Annotated in this window: 23 protein-coding genes and 2 pseudogenes; 15 read left to right on the top strand and 10 right to left on the bottom strand. The window is 43.6% G+C overall.

Annotation, left to right across the window (positions count from 1 at the left end):
- Positions 1–38: 38 nt before the first annotated feature.
- Entirely contained in the window at positions 39–776 is a 738-nt protein-coding gene (locus Q384_RS01995; RefSeq protein ID WP_037585636.1) for an SAM-dependent methyltransferase, read from the bottom strand.
- Positions 773–1,363, bottom strand: coding sequence for a Maf family protein (locus tag Q384_RS01990; RefSeq protein WP_037585634.1), 591 nt, complete (start codon positions 1,361–1,363; stop codon positions 773–775). The genes Q384_RS01995 and Q384_RS01990 overlap by 4 nt, the downstream gene beginning before the upstream one ends.
- A gap of 51 nt (positions 1,364–1,414) precedes the next feature.
- On the opposite strand from Q384_RS01990, the gene Q384_RS01985 reads away from it, so the two are divergent.
- The 3 genes from Q384_RS01985 to plsX all read left to right on the top strand — a co-directional run bounded on the left by Q384_RS01985 (position 1,415) and on the right by plsX (position 3,640).
- The gene (locus tag Q384_RS01985; RefSeq protein ID WP_051940296.1) at positions 1,415–1,918 is read left to right on the top strand and encodes a YceD family protein; all 504 of its coding nucleotides are present in this window, start codon (positions 1,415–1,417) and stop codon (positions 1,916–1,918) included.
- A gap of 54 nt (positions 1,919–1,972) precedes the next feature.
- Positions 1,973–2,152 carry a 50S ribosomal protein L32 gene (gene rpmF, locus Q384_RS01980; protein ID WP_037585632.1) on the top strand — a complete coding sequence of 60 codons (180 nt, stop codon included), beginning with the start codon at positions 1,973–1,975 and terminating at the stop codon, positions 2,150–2,152.
- 456 nt (positions 2,153–2,608) lie between these two features.
- The gene (gene plsX / locus Q384_RS01975; RefSeq protein ID WP_037585653.1) at positions 2,609–3,640 is read left to right on the top strand and encodes a phosphate acyltransferase PlsX; all 1,032 of its coding nucleotides are present in this window, start codon (positions 2,609–2,611) and stop codon (positions 3,638–3,640) included.
- Between the two features lie 304 nt (positions 3,641–3,944).
- Here plsX and Q384_RS01970 read toward each other — a convergent pair whose 3' ends face one another.
- From Q384_RS01970 to Q384_RS01955, 4 genes are all read right to left on the bottom strand, one after another.
- Positions 3,945–5,402, bottom strand: a complete 1,458-nt coding sequence (locus Q384_RS01970; RefSeq protein WP_037585630.1) for a M20 family metallopeptidase — start codon at positions 5,400–5,402, stop codon at positions 3,945–3,947.
- A gap of 117 nt (positions 5,403–5,519) precedes the next feature.
- Entirely contained in the window at positions 5,520–7,052 is a 1,533-nt protein-coding gene (locus Q384_RS01965) for an amidase (protein ID WP_051940294.1), read from the bottom strand.
- A gap of 52 nt (positions 7,053–7,104) precedes the next feature.
- Positions 7,105–8,250, bottom strand: a complete 1,146-nt coding sequence (locus Q384_RS01960) for a porin (protein ID WP_084224360.1) — start codon at positions 8,248–8,250, stop codon at positions 7,105–7,107.
- A gap of 278 nt (positions 8,251–8,528) precedes the next feature.
- Complete coding sequence (locus tag Q384_RS01955) at positions 8,529–9,848, bottom strand: anaerobic C4-dicarboxylate transporter family protein (RefSeq protein WP_037585629.1); 1,320 nt, start codon at positions 9,846–9,848, stop codon at positions 8,529–8,531.
- A 356-nt stretch (positions 9,849–10,204) separates the two neighbouring features.
- Between Q384_RS01955 and Q384_RS01950 the strand changes: the two genes are divergently transcribed.
- The 6 genes from Q384_RS01950 to Q384_RS01925 all read left to right on the top strand — a co-directional run bounded on the left by Q384_RS01950 (position 10,205) and on the right by Q384_RS01925 (position 16,411).
- A complete protein-coding gene (locus Q384_RS01950; protein WP_037585626.1) occupies positions 10,205–11,125 on the top strand; it encodes a LysR substrate-binding domain-containing protein in 921 nt (306 codons plus the stop codon).
- A 599-nt stretch (positions 11,126–11,724) separates the two neighbouring features.
- Positions 11,725–11,994 carry an oxidative damage protection protein gene (locus Q384_RS01945; protein WP_037585625.1) on the top strand — a complete coding sequence of 90 codons (270 nt, stop codon included), beginning with the start codon at positions 11,725–11,727 and terminating at the stop codon, positions 11,992–11,994.
- Between the two features lie 93 nt (positions 11,995–12,087).
- Entirely contained in the window at positions 12,088–14,352 is a 2,265-nt protein-coding gene (gene ppk1 / locus Q384_RS01940) for a polyphosphate kinase 1 (protein ID WP_084224357.1), read from the top strand.
- A 263-nt stretch (positions 14,353–14,615) separates the two neighbouring features.
- Entirely contained in the window at positions 14,616–14,834 is a 219-nt protein-coding gene (locus Q384_RS01935) for a SlyX family protein (protein WP_037585624.1), read from the top strand.
- Between the two features lie 192 nt (positions 14,835–15,026).
- A complete protein-coding gene (gene ygfZ, locus Q384_RS01930; RefSeq protein ID WP_037585623.1) occupies positions 15,027–15,908 on the top strand; it encodes a CAF17-like 4Fe-4S cluster assembly/insertion protein YgfZ in 882 nt (293 codons plus the stop codon).
- Positions 15,905–16,411, top strand: a complete 507-nt coding sequence (locus Q384_RS01925; RefSeq protein WP_037585622.1) for a DUF4442 domain-containing protein — start codon at positions 15,905–15,907, stop codon at positions 16,409–16,411. Before ygfZ ends, Q384_RS01925 begins: the two co-directional genes overlap by 4 nt.
- Positions 16,412–16,495: 84 nt before the next feature.
- On the opposite strand, the gene Q384_RS01920 is transcribed toward Q384_RS01925, so the two are convergent.
- Entirely contained in the window at positions 16,496–17,437 is a 942-nt protein-coding gene (locus tag Q384_RS01920; protein WP_037585621.1) for a formate dehydrogenase accessory protein FdhE, read from the bottom strand.
- Between the two features lie 4 nt (positions 17,438–17,441).
- A complete protein-coding gene (fdhD, locus tag Q384_RS01915) occupies positions 17,442–18,254 on the bottom strand; it encodes a formate dehydrogenase accessory sulfurtransferase FdhD (RefSeq protein WP_084224356.1) in 813 nt (270 codons plus the stop codon).
- A gap of 298 nt (positions 18,255–18,552) precedes the next feature.
- On the opposite strand from fdhD, the pseudogene Q384_RS14465 reads away from it, so the two are divergent.
- The 3 genes and pseudogenes from Q384_RS14465 to Q384_RS01905 all read left to right on the top strand — a co-directional run.
- Positions 18,553–18,639: pseudogene (locus Q384_RS14465) on the top strand (hypothetical protein); the annotation flags it as partial.
- 3 nt (positions 18,640–18,642) lie between these two features.
- Entirely contained in the window at positions 18,643–18,948 is a 306-nt protein-coding gene (locus Q384_RS01910; protein ID WP_051940291.1) for a DUF6980 family protein, read from the top strand.
- A 233-nt stretch (positions 18,949–19,181) separates the two neighbouring features.
- Positions 19,182–19,457 (top strand): annotated as a pseudogene (locus Q384_RS01905) (transposase); the annotation flags it as partial.
- A gap of 101 nt (positions 19,458–19,558) precedes the next feature.
- Here the strand turns inward: Q384_RS01905 and Q384_RS01900 are convergent.
- Both Q384_RS01900 and Q384_RS01895 read right to left on the bottom strand, forming a co-directional pair.
- Positions 19,559–19,936: a hypothetical protein gene (locus Q384_RS01900; protein WP_037585619.1), complete on the bottom strand. Its 378-nt coding sequence runs from the start codon at positions 19,934–19,936 to the stop codon at positions 19,559–19,561.
- Between the two features lie 94 nt (positions 19,937–20,030).
- A complete protein-coding gene (locus Q384_RS01895; protein WP_037585618.1) occupies positions 20,031–20,414 on the bottom strand; it encodes a hypothetical protein in 384 nt (127 codons plus the stop codon).
- Between the two features lie 857 nt (positions 20,415–21,271).
- Here Q384_RS01895 and Q384_RS01890 point away from each other — a divergent pair.
- The 3 genes from Q384_RS01890 to Q384_RS01880 all read left to right on the top strand — a co-directional run bounded on the left by Q384_RS01890 (position 21,272) and on the right by Q384_RS01880 (position 22,650).
- A complete protein-coding gene (locus Q384_RS01890; protein ID WP_156956395.1) occupies positions 21,272–21,721 on the top strand; it encodes a hypothetical protein in 450 nt (149 codons plus the stop codon).
- An 83-nt stretch (positions 21,722–21,804) separates the two neighbouring features.
- The gene (locus Q384_RS01885; protein ID WP_037585615.1) at positions 21,805–22,062 is read left to right on the top strand and encodes a hypothetical protein; all 258 of its coding nucleotides are present in this window, start codon (positions 21,805–21,807) and stop codon (positions 22,060–22,062) included.
- A gap of 150 nt (positions 22,063–22,212) precedes the next feature.
- Positions 22,213–22,650, top strand: coding sequence for a hypothetical protein (locus Q384_RS01880; RefSeq protein WP_037585612.1), 438 nt, complete (start codon positions 22,213–22,215; stop codon positions 22,648–22,650).
- Position 22,651: the final 1 nt, after the last annotated feature.

Here is a 22,651-nt window from a genome sequence, read left to right as displayed (position 1 = left end):
TTCGGCTGTGTGGAAAATGGCATTACTATAACCGATATTTAATGATTTTGCGTAGGGTGTGCATACAACACAAATAAGCAAGGGCGTTTTTTCAGTATGGGCAATGCGGGCATTTTTCTCCAGTCTGCCACCGATTGGCTGATGATGGTTTGGGTGGGCAGGGTTAAGTCGGTGGCAATGCACAAACGGGTTTGCGGGTGCAGTGTTGCTACGGCATCATTTAATAAAGCATCGTTTCGGTATGGGGTTTCAATGAAAAGCTGGGTTTCATCGGCAAGGCGGGCGCGTTTTTCCAAGTCTTTCAGACAGCTTTGCCGTTCGATTTTGTCGGCGGGTAAATAGCCTTTGAAAGCAAAGCATTGCCCGTTCGCACCGGAAGCCATTAACGCCATAATAATGCTGGAAGGTCCTACCAGCGGCATTACCGTGAAACCGTGTTGATGCGCCAGAGCCACCAATTGTGCACCCGGATCGGCAACGGCAGGGCAGCCGGCTTCGCTGAGTAAACCCATGCTGCGCCCTTGCTGCAAAGGTGTCAGCAGGGCGGGAATGTCGCGCTCGGCGGTGTGTTCATTGAGTGTGCTGAGACGAAGTTCACGAATGGGTGTGCTGATGCCGAATGCTTTCAGGTGAGCGCGGGCGGTTTTTTCGGCTTCGACCACAAAGTCGGTTAAGCCGATGATTTTTGCTTGCTCGTGCGGCAGCAGACAAGGGGTGTCGGCATTGCCCAAGGGCGTGGGAATCAGATAGAGCGTTGGTGTGTTGGTTTGGGTCATAACAGGGGAAAACCTTCTGCCAGTAAAAAATCAATTAGTCGGAAAAGGGGTAAACCAATTAAGGCGTTGGGGTCGGTGCTGTTGATGTGTTCAATCAGCAGTGTTCCCAATCCCTCGCTTTTTGCCGCGCCGGCACAATGCACTGCATCGGGTTCTTGTGCCAGATAACGCATGATTTGGTTTTCACTTAAAGTGCGCATGGTAACGGCGGTGGTGTCTGTGTGCCGATGAATGCGGTTGGCGGCAGTGTTGAGCAATACCACGCTGCTGTAGAAATACACGGTTTTGCCGCTGAGAAAAGACAGCATTTGTTGTGCTTTGTCCGTGGTTAACGGTTTACCCAATTGTTGATTGCCGCAGAAAGCCACTTGATCTGCGCCGATGATTAAAGCATTTGGGTAATCTGCCGCCAATGAGCGCGCTTTGCCCTCAGCCAGACGCAATGCCGTTTGTGGCGCGGTTTCGTGTGCCAGCGGTGTTTCGTCAAATATTGGTTTGGCTGCCTGAAAAGGAATATTTAAACGCTCAAGTTGTTGCTGGCGAAAACGGGAAGTTGATGCCAAAACCAAGGTGCTTGGGCAAGACATGGCGGTAAACTCATTGACAAAAAAGATAAAAAATTATACCATGCTCCGTTTATGCTAAGCCTTAATTTAATTGGGATTGATGCCGATTTGTTTACGCAGTCGCGTCAGCAGCTGGCGGGCGAACTTGTTTTGAGTGAGTTGGACAGCCGTGTCAGCGGGCATGAGCTTTTGCTTGATGCCAATGATCGGTTGGCTTATCGCTTAACGGGCGGTGTGGACAGATGGCAGCGTCCGTTTGTGGATATTGAAGTGAGCGGGCAAGTGCATTTGCAGTGCCAGCGGTGTTTGCGGGCAATGACACAAACGTTAAACGAAAGTGCGCACATGGTGTTGTTTGCCGACGAACAGGCATTGGATGAAGCCATGCTGGCAGATGATGCTTTGGACGGTGCGGTTTTTGAAGCACAAATAAACGCGCAAACCCTGTTGGAAGACCAGATTTTAATGGCACTGCCGTTTTCTCCCAAGCACGATGAGTGCAGCGAAGACATGCCTGCCCAATCGGATAAAACGCATCCCTTTGCGGCTTTGGCAGCATTAACCGACAAGCAGTAAAACATCAATCCCATTTGTATTTATTTTATTCAGACTGATTTCAGGAGCAATGACATGGCAGTTCAACAAAACAAAAAATCGCCCTCGCGTCGCGGCATGCACCGTTCACACGATGCGTTAAGCACCATTCATTTGGCAACCGATGCCAATACCGGTGAAGTGCATTTGCGCCACCACATTTCGCCCAACGGCATGTACCGCGGCCGCAAAGTGGTTAAAACCAAAGGTGAATGATTGTACTCGGGTAACACCCGAATAACCATTATCGTTGGGTAATAAATAAAGCCAGCATTGTTGATGCAATTACTGGCTTTTTTGTGTTGCACAGTTATTATTTTAAGATTTGATACGCTTGATTTAATTATTTCTGTCATTGAGGGGGTATCTGCGGAGCCGTTGTGAATTGAATCGCGATAAACAAAAAATACACGGCATCGCTCAGAATACAGTCAAGCAACAATGAAATACGCGCATACAGGCACATTATTGCAAGAACGTATGCCGGCAGGATAATCCTTCGCCAAGAGACCGAGTTGCAAACAATGAATTGTCTGCTGTGTTTCGCAGCAATGGCGGTGCGTGAATATTTTTGTATTTTGGCTGTAACGGAATTAAGAACGAATTTGGCATGCGAATAAAGCAGAATGTCAAAATGGTTCTCATCAATGAAACGGAAAATTGGAAATGAGTATTAAAACCATAGCAGTTGATGTCATGGGCGGCGATGTGGGCTTGGCAGTTACCCTGCCGGGCGTATCGCTGTTTTTAAAACAGCAATCTGACGTGTATGTGATTTTGGTTGGCGATGAATCCAAAATTCAGGCAGCCTTGTCGGTCAATAATGAGTTAAACAATCCACGCATCAGCGTTCAGCATGCCAGTGAAGTTGTGGATATGGACGAAATGCCGCAATCGGCGTTGAAAAACAAAAAAGACTCATCAATGCGTGTGGCGATTAACCAAGTAAAAGCGGGTAAAGCGCAAGCGGCAGTATCGGCGGGCAATACCGGCGCACTTATGGCAACGGCGCGGTTTGTGTTAAAAACCATTGACGGTATTGACCGTCCTGCCATCGCCAAATTTCTACCCGGTAAGAACAATCAATTAACGTTGGTGTTGGATTTGGGTGCAAACGTAGATTGCAGTGGTGATCAGCTGATGCAGTTTGCGGTAATGGGCAGTGAGCTGGTGTCTGCCATGTTCCCTGAAAAAAGCCGTCCGCGCGTAGGTTTGCTGAATGTCGGTACGGAAGACATTAAGGGCAATGAAGCGGCAAAACAGGCATTTCAACAGCTTTCAGGCAGCGGGCTGAATTTTGTCGGTAATGTGGAAGGCGATGCGGTATTCAGTGGTGAAGTTGATGTGATTGTTGCTGATGGTTTTGTCGGCAACATTGTCTTAAAAACCATTGAAGGTGCGGTGAAATTTATGGGCGGTGCGATTAAAGAAGAATTTACCCGTACTTTATTTGCCCAAGCGGCGGCTTTGCTTGCTTTGCCGATATTAAAAGGATTTAAAACCCGATTAGATCCCCGTCGGTTTAATGGTGCAATTTTTCTGGGTTTGCGCGGTGTGGTGATTAAAAGCCACGGCGGTACTGATGCTGAGGGCTTTTGCTACGCGCTTCAGGAAGCCTATCACGAAATTAAAATGGATTCTTTGGAAAAAATTCAGGCAGGTATTGCCGAACAATTGGCTGTAATGGCAAAAGCCGACAGTTAAGCATTGGGCAGCATTGTCTGCAGCGGTTGTGAAGTGAATTGTGCAGTAAGACCGTCAGCAACAGAAACCCACCGAAGTGAGTTGGCGGAACATTGTCAAATACAGTAGAAATTCCTGCTTAAATAGAGGAATAAACATCAAATTTTGATATATTGTGCTGAAAAATATTTACAAAATCATTAAATCTCTGTTTTTAAATGCCAAAAAATGTTGCTACGAGTAAACCGTAGCAACATAAATCGGCAAATTTCATATTGGCTGTTAAGCGAAGCCGCAAATTCCAGATAATAACATCAACAAACTATCATTTCTGGTTATTTGGGTCAACACCGACAGGAATCGGGTTTTGGTAAGGCATTTGCTGTGTTTTGTTGTCTAACTCTGCTTTTGCAGCGGTGATGAGTTCCGGTTCAACAAAGAGTTTCAAACCTGTTGCACCCATGATTTTTGCAGCATGACGCATACCTTTAAGACCGATAGATGTTTTACCGGTTGTGGTCCATTGCCATGTGTGGGCTGCTGTTTGACGGGTGTGTGATGCGACTAAACATTGTACCGTTGGGACTTTCCAGCTGACATCACCAACATCAGTTGACCCGGATAAGATGAGGTTAGCAGCTTCCGGACCATAAGGATAGATGAAGTCGGACAAATCTTTGTCTTTGGCTGCGAGTTCCATGGCTTTGCCCTCTGCCGTGAGCATTTCTGAAACAAATTCACGTTGGCGATTGACTTCCGGAATGGACTTGCGGATTTCCTTAGCCAGAGCGATTTCTTCAGCGTTAAAGGCCGGAGCGCCGAGTTCATGGAAAATATCGTCCATGGTGCTGGCCAGTATGTGATTTGGCAAGTAGTTTGAACAAGCCTTGTCAAATCTGATGGTAACTTCTGTCCCAGTCATTAGGGCAGCACCTTTGGCAATATTAGAAATTCGAGCGTAAACATCATTGACCGTAGCGATCTGTGGTGCACGAATCAGATACAAGACTTTGGCATCGGCTTGGACGACATTCGGTGATTTACCGCCTGTATCTGTAATCGCATAGTGAAAACGCACATCGCTCGGCACGTGTTCGCGCAAGTAGTTAGCACCAACATTCATCAATTCAACGGCATCAAGGGCACTTCGCCCAACTTCCGGGGCAGCCGCCGCGTGCGAGCTAATGCCTTTGAAAGCATACTCGGCTTGGATATTGGCAAGGGTGCTAACGCCCCAAATGATATTATCAGGTGCAGGGTGCCAGCAGATAGCGGTATCGACATAATCGAAAACGCCGTCTCGAACCATAAAGGTTTTACCGGAACCGCCCTCTTCAGCAGGACAGCCGTAGTAGCGAACGCTGCCTGAAAGATCGAACTTGAGTAAGGCTTCCTTGACTGCCAAGGCTGCCCCAAGTGAGGCAGTACCAAGGAGGTTGTGACCGCAGCCGTGACCGCTTCCGTCAGGGATTTCAGCTTGTTGCTGCGCCAAACCAGGGATTTGGCTAAGATTTGGCAAAGCATCGTATTCACCTAAAAAAGCAACGACAGGTTTGTTGGCTTTGTTTGAAAATTCAGCGATAAATGCTGTGTCAAGTTTACCGACACCACGACGGATCGAAAAACCGGCATCTTCCAGGACTTGACTGATGAGAGCAGAAGATTTGTATTCTTCAAAACGGACTTCAGCAAAATCGAAAATCTGTTTGGCAATATCATCTAATTTTTCTTGATTGGCTTCAATGTAGTCAGTGATGAAGGTAATCAGTTGTGTTTGATTCATGGAAAGTACTCCTATAAGGTTATCTCTAAGAACCCATATTCAATAATGTCTAAGGGTATTTTTGTTAATGAATATACCGCAGAAATATTCTACCCAGGCGGTATATATGTACATTTATTAGGGTAGTTCGGGTGCCTGATCTGGGGCGACACGAACCGGGTGAACCATTTCGTATCCCCTAACAAGATTAATCAGCAATGGTTCTGAAAATGCTCGCCCCAAAAATTCGAGTGCAACAGGCTGAGGCTCTTTTCCTCCGGCCATTCCTGCCATGAAGGAAACTGCCGGCAATCCTGAAAATGAGCTCAAACTGACATTTTTTCGGCCTTCAGTATTATTCCCAAGGGGAACATTCAGCTGTGTTAATGTAGGATACAGGAGTGCATCATAAGAAACCTTTCCATCCATTACCTTGCTGATTTGTTTTCGGACAAATACCTGCCGCCCTTGCGTATTCTTTTTCCAGTCTGGGTCGTTGAGTCTGTTTTCACTTTTCTCTTTATATAAAACCAGCCATTTTTCTATTTCTGGCGTATACCCCTTACTCGTAAGTAATTCGTCATAGCTCCGCAGATGTTTATCTTGATCAGAAGGCCAGCTTTGGAGATACATATCCAGACCAGACTTGATTTCATAACGTGAGAGACTCATATATTTATTCAGAATCTCATCCTGTTCAGGTAATTCAACCACATCAACTGTTGCACCAGCCTGCTTGATGGCATCAATAGCTTCATCAATGACTTCCCAGTATTCCTGATTCTCCTTTGTTCTTGAGGGGAACATCCCTGATACCATCGCAAGACGGGCACCTTTCAATCCGGAACTGTTCAGTGCATTCATAATATTCTTCTGCCGTTCCGCCGTTGAATTTAATTCAGTAAAGCGAAGAATATTTGCACAGTCTTTTACCTGACGGCACATAGGACCAACCGTATCCTGGGTAATTGACAGCGGGGCTACTCCATTCAAATCTGCCAGTGCACGAGTTGGACGTATTCCGGTCAGGCCTGCAAGGGCAGAGGGAATTCGGATTGAACCACCTGTATCAGTGCCCAGTCCAACCATTGCGAAACTTGCTGATACCGCAGTAGCCGTACCTCCGCTTGATCCCCCAGGGCCATTTGACAAAACATAAGCATTAAGGGTCTGCCCGCCAGAGGATGAAAGCCCAAGCATAGAAATCGCGAGCTCATCCATATTGGCTTTGCCGAGTATTATTGCGCCCTCTTTTTTGAGTTTTTTTACAATATCTGCATCTTCTGGTGGTCGGCTGTTTTTCAGTGCTTTCATCCCCAGAGTGGTGGGCATATCTGCTGTATTGATGTTGTCTTTCACAATGACAGGTACACACCAGAGTGGAATACTTTTATCTTTTTGCCGATCCAGTTCCGCAGCTCTGTTCAGAGCATCAGGATTTAGGGTTATGATGCTGTTAAATCCCGGACCTTTTTTATCCAGAGCATCAATACGACGAATATAGCCTTCGACGACTTCACGACAATTGATATTCCCACGAGAAAATGCCTGATGCAGTTCATCAATAGTGGATTCTGACCACTTGAATGGCTGTTTCTGTTTAGATGCACAGCCGGTAAGTCCGACACATGATGTCATTATTGCCACCATAGCCAAAGTTATTTTTTTCATTTACATCTCCTGTATCAAATAAATAAATTTATATTGAATCAAACAGCAATCATCAGAAGAAATGTCTCAGCCCCACAGCTGAACCAACGGTACGCGCTTTGCCCAAGGATTTTCCGGTATAACCTTTACTCAAACCCAATCCTTCTTCTAAATAAGCAACGTGTCCATACAACCAGGTTCGTTTTGAGAAGAGATACTGTGCACCAACAATAACTTTGCTGTAAGAGGTGTTTTTAATGGCGCTGCCTTTTTCTAAACCACCGCAGTCGGCAGTGTTTGAGCAAGTCGTTTTCACATCCCAGCCATGTGCATAAGTTACGGTTGGTACGATGTTGCCTATTCTGTATGCGGCGGTTACAGCCACTTCTTGGGTGCTGATGCCGGAAGCTGCGCCTTTACCTGCTTTGCTGAACAGGTATCGCGCGTAGGGAGATGCCGGATTAAATGCTTTATCAAAGTTTTTGGCGCGTTGATAAGCGCCCACCAATAATAAATTATTGGCATCGTAGCCGATTTCCGCACGATGAATTTGACCATCAGCACCGCTGTCAACTGGGCTGTTATTTTTCAAATAATCAATACCGTAACGGATAAAATAGCCTGAATTTTGATAATTCATACCACCGGCAAGGACTTCAGAAGTTTTGCCTTTGTGATTATTGACGCGGCTATCCAGGGTATCGTCGCGATTATCACGCGGCGAATATTGCAAAGTTCCGCTGAAACCGGACAGATCCGGCGAATCATAACGAATCGAGTGATAACGCGCCTCACCGCGTACAAATCGACCAATGGACAATACCGAGTTGATACTGCTGGATAAAAATTGATTGGGGCTGTTTTTGCCGCCCATCGGTGCGAGGTGGTAGTTGCTGACATAACCGGCTTTGAATGTACCATAAGGACTTTGTAAGCCGATAAAGCTGTCGCGTGGTGAAGTGCCGGATCCGGTTACAGGGGTTCTGGTTTCATACTGCCAAATGGCTTTCAAGCCATTATTCAAATCTTCTTCTCCCTTGAAACCAATGCGGGAATTCCAGTCTGCTACACCATTGTGGTAGCTTTTGTCTGTATCTGTACTTTTACTGAACTTTGTGGCGTTCACTTCATAACCGGCGCGGATTTGACCATATAAAACCACTTCAGCCGAAGCAATCATCGGCAAGAGGCTCAAGGAAGTAATTATTAATTTTTTCATTTTAAAATCTTTCATTAAAATAATTGTTTCTTACGCAGATAGCATATAAATCACATCGCTTAAATAAAACATGATGAATGGATTATTTGTTTATGGATTTTTGAGCATTTCTGTGTTTATGTTTTAAAAATAAGCAGATCGAACAACCTCATTGTTAGAAATCATAACCAATATTAATTGATGGACCATTTATTCCCACCTAATTCAAAGGTTGTCTGAGCTTTCTGTATTACATTGTTTTACAACACTAAATTCAAAACTTTATTGCTTCTATTTCATTACAGGAACAATTTCCAAATCAACAAACCCGCTGCAATAGAAACAATTAAGGAAAATACACCCGGCAGCCAGAAACGGTATTTTTGTGTGGTACCGGTAATATCAATTTCCTCAGCAAACAATAAAGTGGGTTGTGCGGGAATAAAGTAGTTCACGTTAACTGCTTGAATCATGGCAGCCAAGAAAGGAGCAGGTACGCCTAAACCCAATGCCAAGGGATACACGATGGTGATGATGGCGGTTTGAGACATCACGAATGTTGCCACAATGCCGCAAATCACAACGGTAATCCAAGGATAGGCTTGAATGATATGGCCCAGGCTCTCTTTTAATACGGCGGCATTTTCAGGTGCATTGAAAATGGTGGCACCCAACCAACCCGGGCCTAATACGGCAACGGCGGCGGCAACAGCGGCGGTGAAAATTTTGGTTTTGAACACCGCATTGGGGCTGATTTTGGTCAAGAACATGATCCCGCCGGCAGCCATAAACATGAAAATAATCACGATTTGAGCAGAAGGAATGTATTTGCCGTTGGCCAAGGGTGCGGTAATGGCATGCAATAACGGTGCATATAAACCCAAGGTAAGAATACAGGCAATAGCACCCATAAACACAGCAACAGACAGAATTTGGTTTTTGGTGAACACCGGTTTTTCTTGCGCATTGCCGACATTCACTTCCAATTTACCTTCTTTCAGCAATTCTTGGTATTTTGGTTCATCGGTCAGTTTTTTACCCACAAAGCACATGAAAACAGACAGTGCGATGGTGGCGATAACACCGGACGGCAAGACAATGGCCATGTATTGACCAATGGTAAAGTTATGACCGCCCAATAAAGCAATCGCAGTCAAGGCACTGGATGCGGCAGGAGAAGCCAGCAAGCCCATATTGGCCGCAGTAACAGTGGCCACCAAGGGGCGTTCAGGACGGACCCGTGCACGCAATGCAGTGCGCGCAATCACCGGCTCTAACGCCAAGGCGATGTTGGCCGTGCCGACACCGAATACGAAGAAAAATACCACCAAAGGTGCTACAAAAGTAATGGCTTCCGGTTTTGCTTGAATCAGACGGCCGGCTTGGTAAACCAAATAATCTAAACCTCCTGATGCCTCCAATAAACCACCTGCAATCGCGATGGATAAAATGATAATAATGGCTGTCCAAGGAATCCCGCCGGGAGGCAATTTAAAGACAAAAATCATCACAAACAATGCCAACATGGAAAAAATACCCACGCCCATGGCACCACCGGCTTTTAAACCGTAGATAACAAAGAAGGCCATGATGGCAACTTGTATTAATAGCATTAACATATAAAAACTCCGTAATTAAATTTCAGGCCACCTGAAAGCTCTTCAAACCATGTGTTGATTTCTTCATACATCGGCTAATACTCCTACGTTATTGATATAGAAATTAACAAAGCACGTGTGTGCTTATGGTGTGAAAATTAACGCTATGCACGATAGGTAACAAGATGACAAAATTAAGTGATATTATTATTTCTAATATCACCCTAAAACATAACGAACACGCTGATTTGCATTGATTTGTTAATTAACTAACTGAAATATATAAATTATTTAAAATAAAGCAACAGGGAAATGCAATATCAAGGTGAAACAATATCCCTGTCCGACAAACCACTGTTTTTTGGATTTCTTGACTTATGACAATAAAAATAGCCTACCTCAAAACCTTTCATGCCATCGTAGAATGCGGCAGCATCCGCTCTGCCAGTAAGTTATTGAATGTTGCTCAACCGGTTTTGACGCGCAATATCCAAAATTTAGAAGCGTCCTTAGGTGTGCAATTATTTTCTCGAGCAGCTTCAGGCATGAGCTTAACGGCACAGGGTAGAAAATTCTCTCGGCATATATCGATTATCTTGAAAGAGCTAAGTCTTGCGGAGGAAGAGATCAAACAAGAAATTGAAAAATATAAAGGTCATATCAGCATTGGCATTGGCTCCAGTTTCTACCAAAGTATTGTGTCCAAGGCCTTATCGCGTTTTCTGAAAGATTACCCGCAATCAACGGTGTCTCTTTACGAGGGGCAGTCCAGTGCTATGCTCAATCAGCTGAAAGAAGGTTATCTGGATTTTTGTATCAGTACCATCAATCCTGCTAAACACAAATTAGAATTTAATTTTGAAAAATTGATGTCCTTGCAATATTCCATATTCGCCCGAAAAAATCACCCTGCATTAACCGCTCAATCCATGGACGAACTTAAAGAACAACAATGGATTTTTCCAATGTCTCAAATTGGTTGGCATCAAGAATTTTATGAAAAAATGTTGCATTCGGGTATCACACTCAAAGTGTCTTGCTACACCGGTTCATTAGGGCATGCGGCTGATTTGGTGAGTACAACCGATTGTTTATCCTGCTTTTTTAGCGACATTACTCAATTTTTACATTACGGCGATAAAATCCAAGCACTCCAAAATCTACCACCCATACCAAGTGTTCCGTACTATTTGGTGAGCATGAAAAATACCCCTTTTTTACCGCTGACAAAAATACTGATTCGTTATATTCAACAAGAAATCGGCGTGCGCCGTAACCTTGAGAATGCGCATTCATGACTTCCCGCGTTTAGCTAATTGTGGAAGCAGGGTTTTCTGCCAAAACCACCGGATTGTTGAAATATTCAGGAAGCCTTCACCCTAAGCCCACTCCCCAATGACGCTCTCACGCATGGGAAATGTTTTTCAATACATGGATCAGATGCAAATTTTCTAAATTCATTACAATGGTGATCGCTTAAACCGTTCTATCTAATGATTACAATACAAGGAAACTTCACCAATTTCTTACATAGAGCAACATCGTATGAGGTATGAGAACGCTATTTTTATTTTGATGATAAAGTGTAAATAACGAGGTGATTTTTTACATGGATGGTTTTTCTTTCGTATTAATCAACTGGATACACCCTTATCTTGTGCAAATCGTCAGCGTTTGTGAAGTGAATTGCGCAGTAGGGCAATCAGCAGCAGAAACCCGTTAAAGTGAGTTAGCTAAACGCCGCAGGAATCCACGCCTTTAGACAAGGGGAGAAGGTCAAGACTGCTTGAAATACAGGGGAAATTGCTTGCCGGCGTGAGCGGTATTTGGCTGGATTTTCGTTTTTTTACGCTATACAATGCTTCAATTATCACGCTACATTAAGAAAGTTTATTCCATGAGCCGTATGGTGCAATGTGTCAAACTGGGCAAAGAAGCCCCGGGCATGAAATTTCCGCCTTTACCCAATGCTTTGGGCAAACGTATTTTTGATAATGTGTCGCAAGAAGCGTGGGATGGTTGGCTGCGTTACCAAACCATGCTGATTAACGAAAACCGCTTAAGTCTGGCAGATGTGCGGGCGCGTGAATACATCGCCCAGCAAATGGAAAATTATTTTTTCGGCGAAGGTGCTGCGTCAATTGGCGGCTATACACCGCCGCAATAGTGGCTGTTATTAAACCGCGATACGCGCTTGATACTTGGTTGACGCATCATTAATGCTATTGTCATCGGTGTTTAATCCACAGGAAATCGGAACATGAACGAATCAGAATCTCCTTTAGTCTTGCAGCCGGACCCTTTGAGTGATGCGTATGCACGGCAAGTAAAAGCAGAAAGTGTGTCTGCATTGTTTATTCCGTCTGTGCCAAGTTCGGAAAACAGCGAAGCCGATGCTGCGGAAACCGAATCGGTATTGGCGGCTGAAATTTCTGCGCCGGTGCCGGCAGCTGCCGTTGATTTTGGCAGTATTGAGCAGCCGTTGCTGTGCCGGGAATTAAGTTTATTGGCGTTTAACAGCCGTGTATTGGCACAAGCGCAAGACAGCAGTATTCCGCTTTTGGAGCGTTTGCGGTTTTTGTGCATTGTATCGTCCAATCTTGATGAGTTTTTTGAAGTGCGCATGGCGTGGCTCAGACAAACCCAAAGGTTGCATCCGAAAACACCGCTGGCAAACGGTGATTTACCCTCGGAAGTCATCAGCAAAGTGTCTGCTGAAGCGCATAAAATCATTGCCGAACAATACCGCTTGTTTAATGAAGACTTAATTCCGGCACTTCAGGAAAAGGGTATTTATTTTTATCCGCGCCGTTCTTGGAGCGAGGCGCAGCGGCAATGGGTGGCGGATTATTTTCAATCGGAATTGCTGGCAATACTCACGCCGCTGGGCTTAGATCCATCACACCCGTTTCCGCGTCTTTTGAATAAATCACTTAACTTTGCGGTGGAGTTAGACGGCAAAGATGCGTTTGGACGAATCGGCGGTATGGCAATTGTGCAAGCACCGCGTATTTTGCCGCGCGTGGTGAAACTGCCGCCTGAAATTTGCGATGGCAACGACGGTTTTGTGTTTTTGTCTTCCATTTTACATGCGCATGTCCATACTTTGTTTACCGGCATGGTGGTGAAAGGGTGTTATCAATTCCGCATTACCCGCAACAGTGATTTGAATGTGGGCGAAGAAAACATTGAAAACTTAAGCACGGCCATTCAAGATGAGCTGCGCGACCGTCAATACGGTGAAGGTGTGCGTTTGGAAGTGGCAGAAAATTGTCCGCCGCGCATTTATCAATTTTTATTGCAGCAATTCCAATTGGGACAAGAAGCCCTGTATCGAGTGAATGGACCGGTGAATTTGGTGCGGTTAATGTCGGTTCCGGACATGATAAACCGCCCCGAGTTGAAATTCCTGCCCTTTGCCGCCGGTACACCATTGGAATTGACGCATAATCGCGCCTTATGTGAAGTGATTCGCCGCCAAGATGTCTTGCTGCACCACCCTTACCAATCATTTGAACCCACTGTGCGCCTGATTCAGCAAGCTGCCGTTGATCCGCAAGTGGTCGCCATTAAAATGACGATTTACCGCACCGGCAGCAATTCCGATTTAATTGCCGCCTTAATGGCAGCCGCTTCTTCCGGCAAGCAGGTAACGGTGGTGGTGGAACTCATGGCGCGGTTTGATGAAGAAACCAATGTGGCTTGGGCAAGTAAACTGGAAGCAGTGGGTGCGCATGTGGTGTATGGTGTGTTCGGTTATAAAGTGCACGCCAAAATGGCTTTAATCGTGCGCCGCGAAAACGGGCAGTTTAAACGCTATGCCCATTTGGGTACGGGCAATTATCATCAAGGCACTTCGCGTATCTATACCGATTTCGGTTTCATGACCGCCGATGAAGACCTTACCGCTGATGTCAATACTATTTTTATGGAAATCACCGGTTTGGGGCAGCCGAGCCATTTGCGTAAAATTACCCAAAGCCCGTTTACCTTGTATCCCATGCTGATTGACAGTATCCGCAATGAGCAAGCCGCCGCCAAAGCCGGTAAACCCGCCCGAATTATGGCGAAGATGAATTCCTTGGTTGAGCCAAGCATGATTCATGCTTTGTATGAGGCCAGTCAAGCAGGCGTATCCATTGATTTGGTGGTACGCGGCATGTGCGTGTTGCGCCCGGGCGTGAAAGGGCTGTCTGAAAATATTCGTGTGCGTTCAATTATTGGTCGTTTATTGGAGCATTCACGCGTATTTTATTTTGAAAATCAAGGTAATATTAAGCTATGGATTGCCAGTGCCGATTGGATGGGGCGCAATCTGTTCCGACGCATCGAAACCTGTGTGCCGATTGAAAATCGTGATTTACAAGCACGCATTATTCGTGAAGCGTTTACTCTGGCATTGTCCGACAATCAGCGTGCTTGGCAAATGCAGGCAGACGGCAGCTATCAGCGCGTTGCTTTGTCAGACGGTGATGCGCCTTTAAATATGCAGGAACAGTTGTTATCGGAATATCAGCAGTTGTAGCGGCATTGTGCCTGTGCGGCGGCTTTTCAGACAGCCTGAAACAGCATTCTGTTGTTTTGCAGTAACGGATTGATTGTTTCGGCTGTATTGTATTGAATGATTGAAGCCATTGTGTCAGCCGCTGAATGGTAAACGCTATACCGATAAACACTGAATAAGAAACTCGTTGTATGTGCCGCGTTGCCCATCGGATTGGGTGTTTGATTTTTGAAATGCGATTCATGCAGCGGGTTTATTGTTTTTAAAAGAATTGAGTAGGAAAAATGAGTAATCAGCATGAACACCGCCGTTTGGAAGAATTGGAAATCCGTGTTGCTTGGCAAGAAGATTTATTGGAAAGTTTGAGCGATACCGTTGCACGATTGCAAGAAACACTGTCTTTGCAACAAGCCCAGCTGCGTTTGCTGTATCAGCGGCTGCCTGAAAAAAACGAATGGGCAAATCCCGCGCGCGCCGAAGACGAAATTCCGCCGCATTACTGATATTTGTTTGGTGTAACCCTTATTTAAATAGATTGAAAAAATATAAATTGGCTGTGCGGTATTGCGTGGTTTGGGCGAGCGGTTTGCTTTTAAAACAAAACCGTATATTTTTTAAGATACACACAATTCCGACAGCGTCATTTTCAAAAATGAGCCGCTGTATTTTGATTAAGGCAGAAAGAAAATACCGTTATGAATGCTTTTTCAGGTAGCCTGTTGCCGTTTTTCGGTACGGTTTGTGTCAGCGGTGAAGACCGCCATGTTTTTTTACACAACCAGTTGTCCAATGACATCAATCATTTGGCAGAAAATCAAGCCTGCTATGCCACATATAACACCCCAAAAGGGCGGGTGCTGGCAAATATGGTGGTGCTCAACAGAGGCGATGATTTATTACTGATTATGGCAAAAGATTTAATCGAAGCCATGATTAAGCGGTTAAAAATGTATGTACTGCGCAGTAAAGTGGTTTTGACGGCAGATTCTGATACAGCGGTGGCGGGTGAATGGGTTGGTAATAAGATTGCAGATTTGCCGGATACGCCCGCTTTGGTATTGCCTGTTGAATACCGTCATGCGGTATGGCGTATTGCTTTGCCGCACGGCGGGACAATGCTGGCAGGCGCGGCGGCGGATTTGCCCGATTTTGACGAATCTGCCGAAAAAGCGTGGCAGCTACATGAACTGCAATGCGGCTATGCGTGGATCAGCGCAGCCACCACAGAAACCTGTGTCGCGCAAATGCTCAATCAGCATCTGATCGGCGGTGTGCATTTTCGCAAGGGCTGCTACCCAGGTCAGGAAATCATTGCCCGCGCCCAATACCGAGGGCAGGTAAAACGCGGCTTGGTGCTGTTGAACGCATCATCGGCATTGGCAGCGGGAGAAACCGTATGGAACGGCGGCGGCGAAGAAGTAGGCTTATTGATTAACTGCGTTAATGTTGGTGGGGATAATCAGGCTTTGGCGGTGATTAAATTTACTGCCGCCGCGCAGGGTTTACACACAAAAAGCGGCATTAATCTTCAGATACAGCACCTATTTTTTCACAAAGAGGCGGCAGGGGAAGCATGAAAATGTGGTTGTTTGAACGTCCGTGGCTGGTGCGTTTTATTTTGAATATTTGGCCGCCGTTTTTATTCAGCGGCATCAAAATTGAACAATTAAGTGCGGATTTTCGGTATTGCAAAGTGGTATTAAAAGATTGGCCGGGAACAAAAAATGCCAACGGAACACAATTTGGCGGCAGCCTGTTTGCCATGATTGATCCGATTTATTCTTTGATGCTGCTGGGTATTATGGGCAAGCGGTATTTTGTTTGGGATAAAGAGGCGCACATTGATTTCAAAAAACCGGGTGTGGGCAAAGTATTTGTTGAATGCCGTTTGGACGATGATTTTTTAAAAGCCGTGCGCGAACACACGCAAAACGGCGAGAAATACTTGCCGCAAGTTGCAAACGACATTAAAGATCGACACGGCAATGTGGTGGCAACCGTTACTAAAACCATGTATATCCGCCTGAAACCTGCTTTTCGCCCAAAGGCGGAAAACAGGGAAGATGGATTTAATCAATAATAACGCAGTTGATGCCGTTGCTGTTTCTGCGGTATATCCGAAAAACGCAATGAAGCCAATCCATTTGATTATGCGGTGAACTTTTTATTTACCGGCTGTTCCCGTCAATAAAAACGGATTGCCGCCGCCGCGCAAATAGCCGTTTTCAACCAGCAGCATATCCAATATCAAGCTTGCCAAATCATCGGCAATGGGGTCAGCGTTCGTTTGTTTTCCGAGCCGATAGCCTTTGCGGTAGCCGTGGCATGATTCGCAGCATTCACCGTAAGCGGCAGACAAAGCCGTTCCATTTTGTGCGTCTTCGATACTTTGTAAACTCATGTCTTTGGTGTTGCCGCAAAAGGTGCATTTGGCACGCAGTGCATTCCAACGGCTATTGCATAAAGCGCAGTGCAAATAGCGCAGATTGTCCCATTCACCGCCGCTGATAATTACCGAACCGACGGCATCATTGCCGCAGCAAGGGCAAACACTGCGCTCTTCACGCGGCAATACCGCATTTTCAGGCAGCTCATTTTCAGCCAGTCGCATTGCCGAATGTGTCCACACCACTTGTAAAACCGCATGTACCCATAAACCGACATCATCATCGGTTTCAGCGGTTTTTTGACGCAATACACGCAATGCCAAAGCCAAACGTTCATTGCTGTTCATTGCCAATAATCGCTGCCACGCATTTTCGGCAGCAGGCGGTAAATCTGCTGCCACCCGTGTGTGTAATAACGTGAACAAGGATTCGATTGACTGCCAAAAATCAGCTGATATGGTTTCAGGCAGCCTGAAATGGTTTGGATCTGAATTCGCAGAGGGCACAGCAGGGCATTCTGCCAGCAAAGATTGCTGTGCATCGCAGACTTGAGCGAGCAAGGCGAGGTAGCTTTTCCACTCGCTTGGTTCTTGTGCCGCCAGTTCACGCAAACGCTCGGCGCGGCGGGCAAAGACATCGGCAGCGGGTGCTTGCCAAAACGGAATGTGGAAAAAGGGTTTATTTTGAACGGCTTCTGAGGATTTATGAATTCGGGTCATGGATTTAATCGTTGAGTAATAAATATTCGGGATGGCTGTACACGACTTGACGCTTGGTGCGGGCAAAGCCGATGAGTGTTATTCCTGCTTCTTCTGCTAAATCAATGGCATATGCGGTTGGTGCAGACACGGCAACCACACAGCCGATACCGGCAGTAGCGGCTTTTACCACCATTTCAAAGCCGGCGCGGCTGGAGATTAACACAAATCCGAGTTGGCAGTTGTCGTTGCGGCGCACCAGATGGCCGATGAGTTTATCCAAAGCATTGTGCCGCCCCACGTCTTCAAATGCGGCTTGAATATTTCCCAAATGATCAACCCACGCGGCGGCGTGCACCGAACCCGTTTGCGCACGCAAAGGCTGGCAATCATCAAATTGCAGCAAAGCACGGCGCACGGCAGACAACGAAACGGGTGCTCCTCGCGTTAATTTCGGCAATGCGGGTTTCACTGCCGCCAAACTTTCCAAGCCGCACAACCCGCATCCGCTACGTCCGCCCATATTGCGGCGGCGGTTTTTCAACCGACTGAATGCTTCTGCTGCCAATTCAATATTGATCACCAAGCCATTTTCTTCTTCAACAACATTGATGTCATAAATCTGGCTGCCTGAAACCACAATGCCTTCACTTAAGCTGAAACCCAATGCCAATTCGGGTAAGTGCTGCGGCGTTGCCATCAGCACCGCATGGGCAATGCCGTTGTAAACCAACGCCACCGGTATTTCGGTGCTGATGTTATCAACCGCCGAGCAAATTTGATTGGTTTCGGCAATCCAAACGGGTTGTTCTGAGCGAAAAATGGCAAATGGAGGCATGAAAAATAAATTCTTGAGGTGTCTTAGAAAGACGAAAATTGATAATTCTACCTTAATTATTTGTTTCGGGCTAAAACGTTCTTTCAGATAATAGAAAATGGCGTTCAGGCAGCCTGAAATAAGAAACATGCCATTACAAACGAGAATGCGGCAATTTATTGTTTACTGTTTTTGTTGCTGGTGTTTTAAGCGGTCGTTCATAATACGCAACTGTACCCTATAGCAACTGTGACTCCTTGGAAAGATTTGAAACCATACAAAGGAAAAACAAAAAACAGATGGCAATAAACGCTATGATAAACGTGGAAGTCATTTAGGGTTGGCTGACAGGATAACTGGTGAAATGACAAGATCACCAGTCTCGGAACGCGAAATTCGGAGATGAGTTATGGGTGTAGAGAAAAAACACTTTTGCTGTGAAGAAATGAGATTTTTTGTTGATCAGAACGAGATTGGGTTAATTTATTTAGCTAAATATCGAGAATTCGGATTTGAATATAGAGATGGGGGCAATTCATTGCAGCTTATCCGATTTTGTCCTTGGTGTGGATCAAACTTACCAAGTTCACTTAGGGATGAGTGGTTTGATCGCTTAAATGATTTGGGAATCGATGATTGTGTCGATTCGAGAATTCCTGAATTGTATCAAACATCTGGCTGGTGGGAAAACGATCCGGATCTTTATACAAAATAAAGTGCCCAGAAAAGCAGACAGTGGATAGAAATGTTTGTGGATAAATTGATAGGAAAAGAAAGGTATATGGATAGGAGACAATACATGAACAAACCCATATTCCAACTTTAAAACAGCACTCAAACAACGCTAATCAGGCCAAGCACTGACGGGCAAAAACGGCAACTCACCCCGCCAAACAACTGACCGAAGTTGCTTATTCACGGGCTGGTGGTTTCGGCTGGTGTGATTACCAACATTACCAACCGTTAATTTACACCACCAATGCAGTGGAAGCTGTACACCGTCAATTCCGTAAGTTGACCAAAACCAAAGGTGCGTTTCCCAATGAGGGCAGTCTGCTGAAACTTTTGTATGTCGGCATCAATAAGGCATCAGAAAAATGGACGATGCCCATACAGAATTGGGGGCAGGCGGTCAGCCAACTTGCCATTTATTTCGAGGGTAGACTCAATGATATAACAAACCATAGGATTTATCCGAGACGCAGAATTTTGAACGCTTTTTAGATAGATTAAAATTAACAAACACTCAATAATACGCGGATACGCGCTGCAAAAAAGCACCCTGAAACAATATTCAGAGTACTTTTCAGTGCAACAAATACTTATTAATCCACTGCGGCACCCAAGGCTTCTATTGCTGTTATGGCTTGATTGGCAACTTCCGGCAGCTCTTGTTTAATTACTATAACTGCATTTAAAAATAAGGCTTTTTCACGAAATTTTACTATTTTGTTGTAAATAGTATTAATACTGACAACTTTCTTTATCATTTCTTCATAAACCGGCAATCCTTTGTATTTTTCAACATTGTCTTTTGCCCATGTGAGAATTGCCAAAGATAGAATAAAGGAGTGGTGGCATGGTCGCCGTTTCATCAACGAACGACTGTTTGACAGAGTAATGGCATCCAATATTTGCTGATGATGTATTTTCGCTGATTCTGCCATTTCTTTAGCAGACAGCCCAGTGAAATTAAGTTTCATGTTATATTCCTTTTGTCAATACTTCCAGCCGTGTTTCTACATCAGTTGGCAGTTTTTTCTTCATTCAAATACAATTTCAGCCACAACAGCCTCTTTAAACCAATGTACTTTGGTATTGTGTATCTAAATTTTGCAAAATCCGGCGTGCCAAAGCCAACGGGCTGCTATTGCGTTGTAATACCAAATATAAAAATAAAGGGTATCCGGAAGCATCGTTGCTTTTCTTTAAGATACGCGTGATGTGGTATTGATCGCCAAGCGTAACCAAAATATCATCAATTTCAGCTTTTATATCTAATAATAACAAAGATTTAGATTGAGCATTCACAATAGAGGCTGCACCGGCGGTAGCAAAATCAATATCCAAATTAGATTGCGATTCACCCGCAACAACCAATCCTGTCTCATAATCAACGATACTGGCTAAAATAGTACCATTTATCTTCATCATCTCAGAGATAATGTGTTTGTACGACATATACATTCCTTAAACTAGTTACAACATACTACAGAGACTGTATAGAAGATTTATTCAGCTTCATCTATATCTTTAATATTGCTAATAAATTGAATCATTATTACAATCTATATCAAAATTTTCAATACAGCCACTACCTAATTTACCGAACTATTTCAAATAAGCATTAAGCATTAAGCATTAAGCATTAAGCATTAAGCATTCTTTCAATTTTCTTCGATACGTTTCATAAAAATTACTGCACGATCATACTAACAGTATTATTGTTTAACAGTGATTTAGTTTTTATATAATTTGAAAAATATATATTAAATTTTGAAAATATATACTAAAATGTTTAGTATATAACATTAGATATTATCACTTTATAAACTATTATCGAATGTATTTCAAAACAATAAAATATATTAAAGGTATTTGAATCTATGGATTATTGTTAATATAATATATAATAAACAAATAGATAGATTAAAACTAACCAATGCTTAATGGAAAAATAGAGCCTTCAATGGCGACATTTGGTTGAAAATTACTTTAAAGCGATGTGAAATTGAAAATGCCAGATTCCACTAACTTTGAACAATAAAGGCAAAATTATGAATCAACAAAAGGTGTCAAAGATATTATTTGGAATAATGTAATTGAACCTTCAATAGGGCATGTCCGAGATCTACAAATTGGTCGTTTCATGTGTAAGCAATGAGACATAGAACATAAACCATTTGCATTTTTACTGTGTCCTTGTAATCTTGGTATGCAAGGTTTTGTATATTTTTTTGTCTCACTGACGAAAGGTATGTTTTTGCGTTGTATCAACCACGCTTAAATAACAAAGATCATGAGTATTACTATTATCCTTGACCGCTATGAATATAACTGCTATTAACGATAAGGCAATTCCTTTCTTGAGTAAGGAATACTATGAGAGTGCTTTTGTAAATAACTTTATAGTAAAACAGAGGCGGAAACGAGTATTGTTTGAATTATCTTCAAAAAAGAAGAGGGGACATATTTTGCATAAATTATGGAGTGCAACGGATCTATATATTACGGACTATATGATCCCATTTCCAGAAATTCATTCCAATGAAGAAATCAAGTGTTTTCTTTATAAATATGGCGCAAAGAGTACTTGTTATGTTATGTCTCATGAACTTTCAGGCTTTGATAAAAGTATCATGCCTATAGACAAAGGAATAACTGTTGCCCAAGAGTCCTGTCCAACTATTTTGATATTTTCTGATAAGATGGTATTTTTAGGTGAAAATGAATTTTATAAAAGATATTTGTTGTTTCGCAATTGTTAAAATCTTGTACCTGACCATGATAGCAGTAAAGGCAATCATCCAGTAAATAATCACCATTGTTGGTAAATATTGGAGAGAATATAATGAGACTTGGTGATAAATATCAAATATGGGATAGTGCGGAAGATGCGCCAAGGGAAATTATTGAGAATTTTGTTGCCCGTATAGTTGACTTTTCTGAAAAATGTGATTTTTTAGAGAAAAATTTTGATAATTGTTGTTGTTTCTATGATTTTTATGATGAATTAAAAATTATTTCAACGAGAAATTCTATTATTTTCTCCGAGAGGGAAAATGCAATTTTTTGGGATATGAAAGATGACATAGTTTATGCATCTTAGCATGAGGGAGGCGTGTATCGGTTGTAAAAGTCAGAACAACACTCTTAAGCAACCCAACTTCCATGATCATTACTATTTTCTAAATGAAAAAATAAGGTGGTAAGAAGGTTTGTGATATGTTCATAAGCATCATGAAAGAGGAGATTTAAGATGAAAAAAGTATCAACTATTTTGAAGCATGCTCAATTTGCAGCGCGCAAAAAAGATTATGAAAAAGCAGTGTATTTACTCGAAACAATCAAGGATGCTGAATATCTTCCAAGTATCTATTATGTAATGAAATATGTGTATATATCCTTAACTGACATTACTCGCTATTCATTCTTGGATATGAGGCACTTATTAGAAAATGCTTTAAAAGAAGAGTCTAATAACATAGATGCTCTGATCGAACTTGGGTATTTCTACTCAACAATCATGAATGATGATGAAAAAGGGCTTCCTTTTTTCATCAAAGCATGTAAGCTAATTAAGAAAAAATATGCGGAAGCACTGGTTGGAATTTGCGAGATGGATAAAAAAGATTACGCTGATTTTCTAGAAATAGAAATAGCTGATCTACGCAAAATTGTTCAATCTAATCTCTGAG

The sequence above is a fragment of the Stenoxybacter acetivorans DSM 19021 genome (genome assembly GCF_000745895.1).
Classification (GTDB): Bacteria; Pseudomonadota; Gammaproteobacteria; order Burkholderiales; family Neisseriaceae; genus Stenoxybacter; species Stenoxybacter acetivorans.
This window is presented reverse-complemented; position numbering and strand designations above follow the sequence as displayed.

Coding starts and splice junctions, on each gene's coding strand:
- Q384_RS01955 (WP_037585629.1), bottom strand. CDS start 9,848: ATGTTAATGCTATTAATACAAGTTGCCATCATGGCCTTCTTTGTTATC.
- Q384_RS01925 (WP_037585622.1), top strand. CDS start 15,905: ATGAAAATGTGGTTGTTTGAACGTCCGTGGCTGGTGCGTTTTATTTTG.
- rpmF (WP_037585632.1), top strand. CDS start 1,973: ATGGCAGTTCAACAAAACAAAAAATCGCCCTCGCGTCGCGGCATGCAC.
- Q384_RS01920 (WP_037585621.1), bottom strand. CDS start 17,437: ATGACCCGAATTCATAAATCCTCAGAAGCCGTTCAAAATAAACCCTTT.
- Q384_RS01970 (WP_037585630.1), bottom strand. CDS start 5,402: ATGAATCAAACACAACTGATTACCTTCATCACTGACTACATTGAAGCC.
- Q384_RS01880 (WP_037585612.1), top strand. CDS start 22,213: ATGAAAAAAGTATCAACTATTTTGAAGCATGCTCAATTTGCAGCGCGC.
- Q384_RS01995 (WP_037585636.1), bottom strand. CDS start 776: ATGACCCAAACCAACACACCAACGCTCTATCTGATTCCCACGCCCTTG.
- Q384_RS01990 (WP_037585634.1), bottom strand. CDS start 1,363: ATGTCTTGCCCAAGCACCTTGGTTTTGGCATCAACTTCCCGTTTTCGC.
- Q384_RS01895 (WP_037585618.1), bottom strand. CDS start 20,414: ATGTCGTACAAACACATTATCTCTGAGATGATGAAGATAAATGGTACT.
- Q384_RS01935 (WP_037585624.1), top strand. CDS start 14,616: ATGAGTAATCAGCATGAACACCGCCGTTTGGAAGAATTGGAAATCCGT.
- Q384_RS01965 (WP_051940294.1), bottom strand. CDS start 7,052: ATGAAAAAAATAACTTTGGCTATGGTGGCAATAATGACATCATGTGTC.
- Q384_RS01885 (WP_037585615.1), top strand. CDS start 21,805: ATGAGACTTGGTGATAAATATCAAATATGGGATAGTGCGGAAGATGCG.
- ppk1 (WP_084224357.1), top strand. CDS start 12,088: ATGAACGAATCAGAATCTCCTTTAGTCTTGCAGCCGGACCCTTTGAGT.
- Q384_RS01960 (WP_084224360.1), bottom strand. CDS start 8,250: ATGAAAAAATTAATAATTACTTCCTTGAGCCTCTTGCCGATGATTGCT.
- Q384_RS01910 (WP_051940291.1), top strand. CDS start 18,643: ATGGGTGTAGAGAAAAAACACTTTTGCTGTGAAGAAATGAGATTTTTT.
- fdhD (WP_084224356.1), bottom strand. CDS start 18,254: ATGCCTCCATTTGCCATTTTTCGCTCAGAACAACCCGTTTGGATTGCC.
- Q384_RS01945 (WP_037585625.1), top strand. CDS start 11,725: ATGAGCCGTATGGTGCAATGTGTCAAACTGGGCAAAGAAGCCCCGGGC.
- Q384_RS01900 (WP_037585619.1), bottom strand. CDS start 19,936: ATGAAACTTAATTTCACTGGGCTGTCTGCTAAAGAAATGGCAGAATCA.
- ygfZ (WP_037585623.1), top strand. CDS start 15,027: ATGAATGCTTTTTCAGGTAGCCTGTTGCCGTTTTTCGGTACGGTTTGT.
- Q384_RS01950 (WP_037585626.1), top strand. CDS start 10,205: ATGACAATAAAAATAGCCTACCTCAAAACCTTTCATGCCATCGTAGAA.
- Q384_RS01985 (WP_051940296.1), top strand. CDS start 1,415: ATGCTAAGCCTTAATTTAATTGGGATTGATGCCGATTTGTTTACGCAG.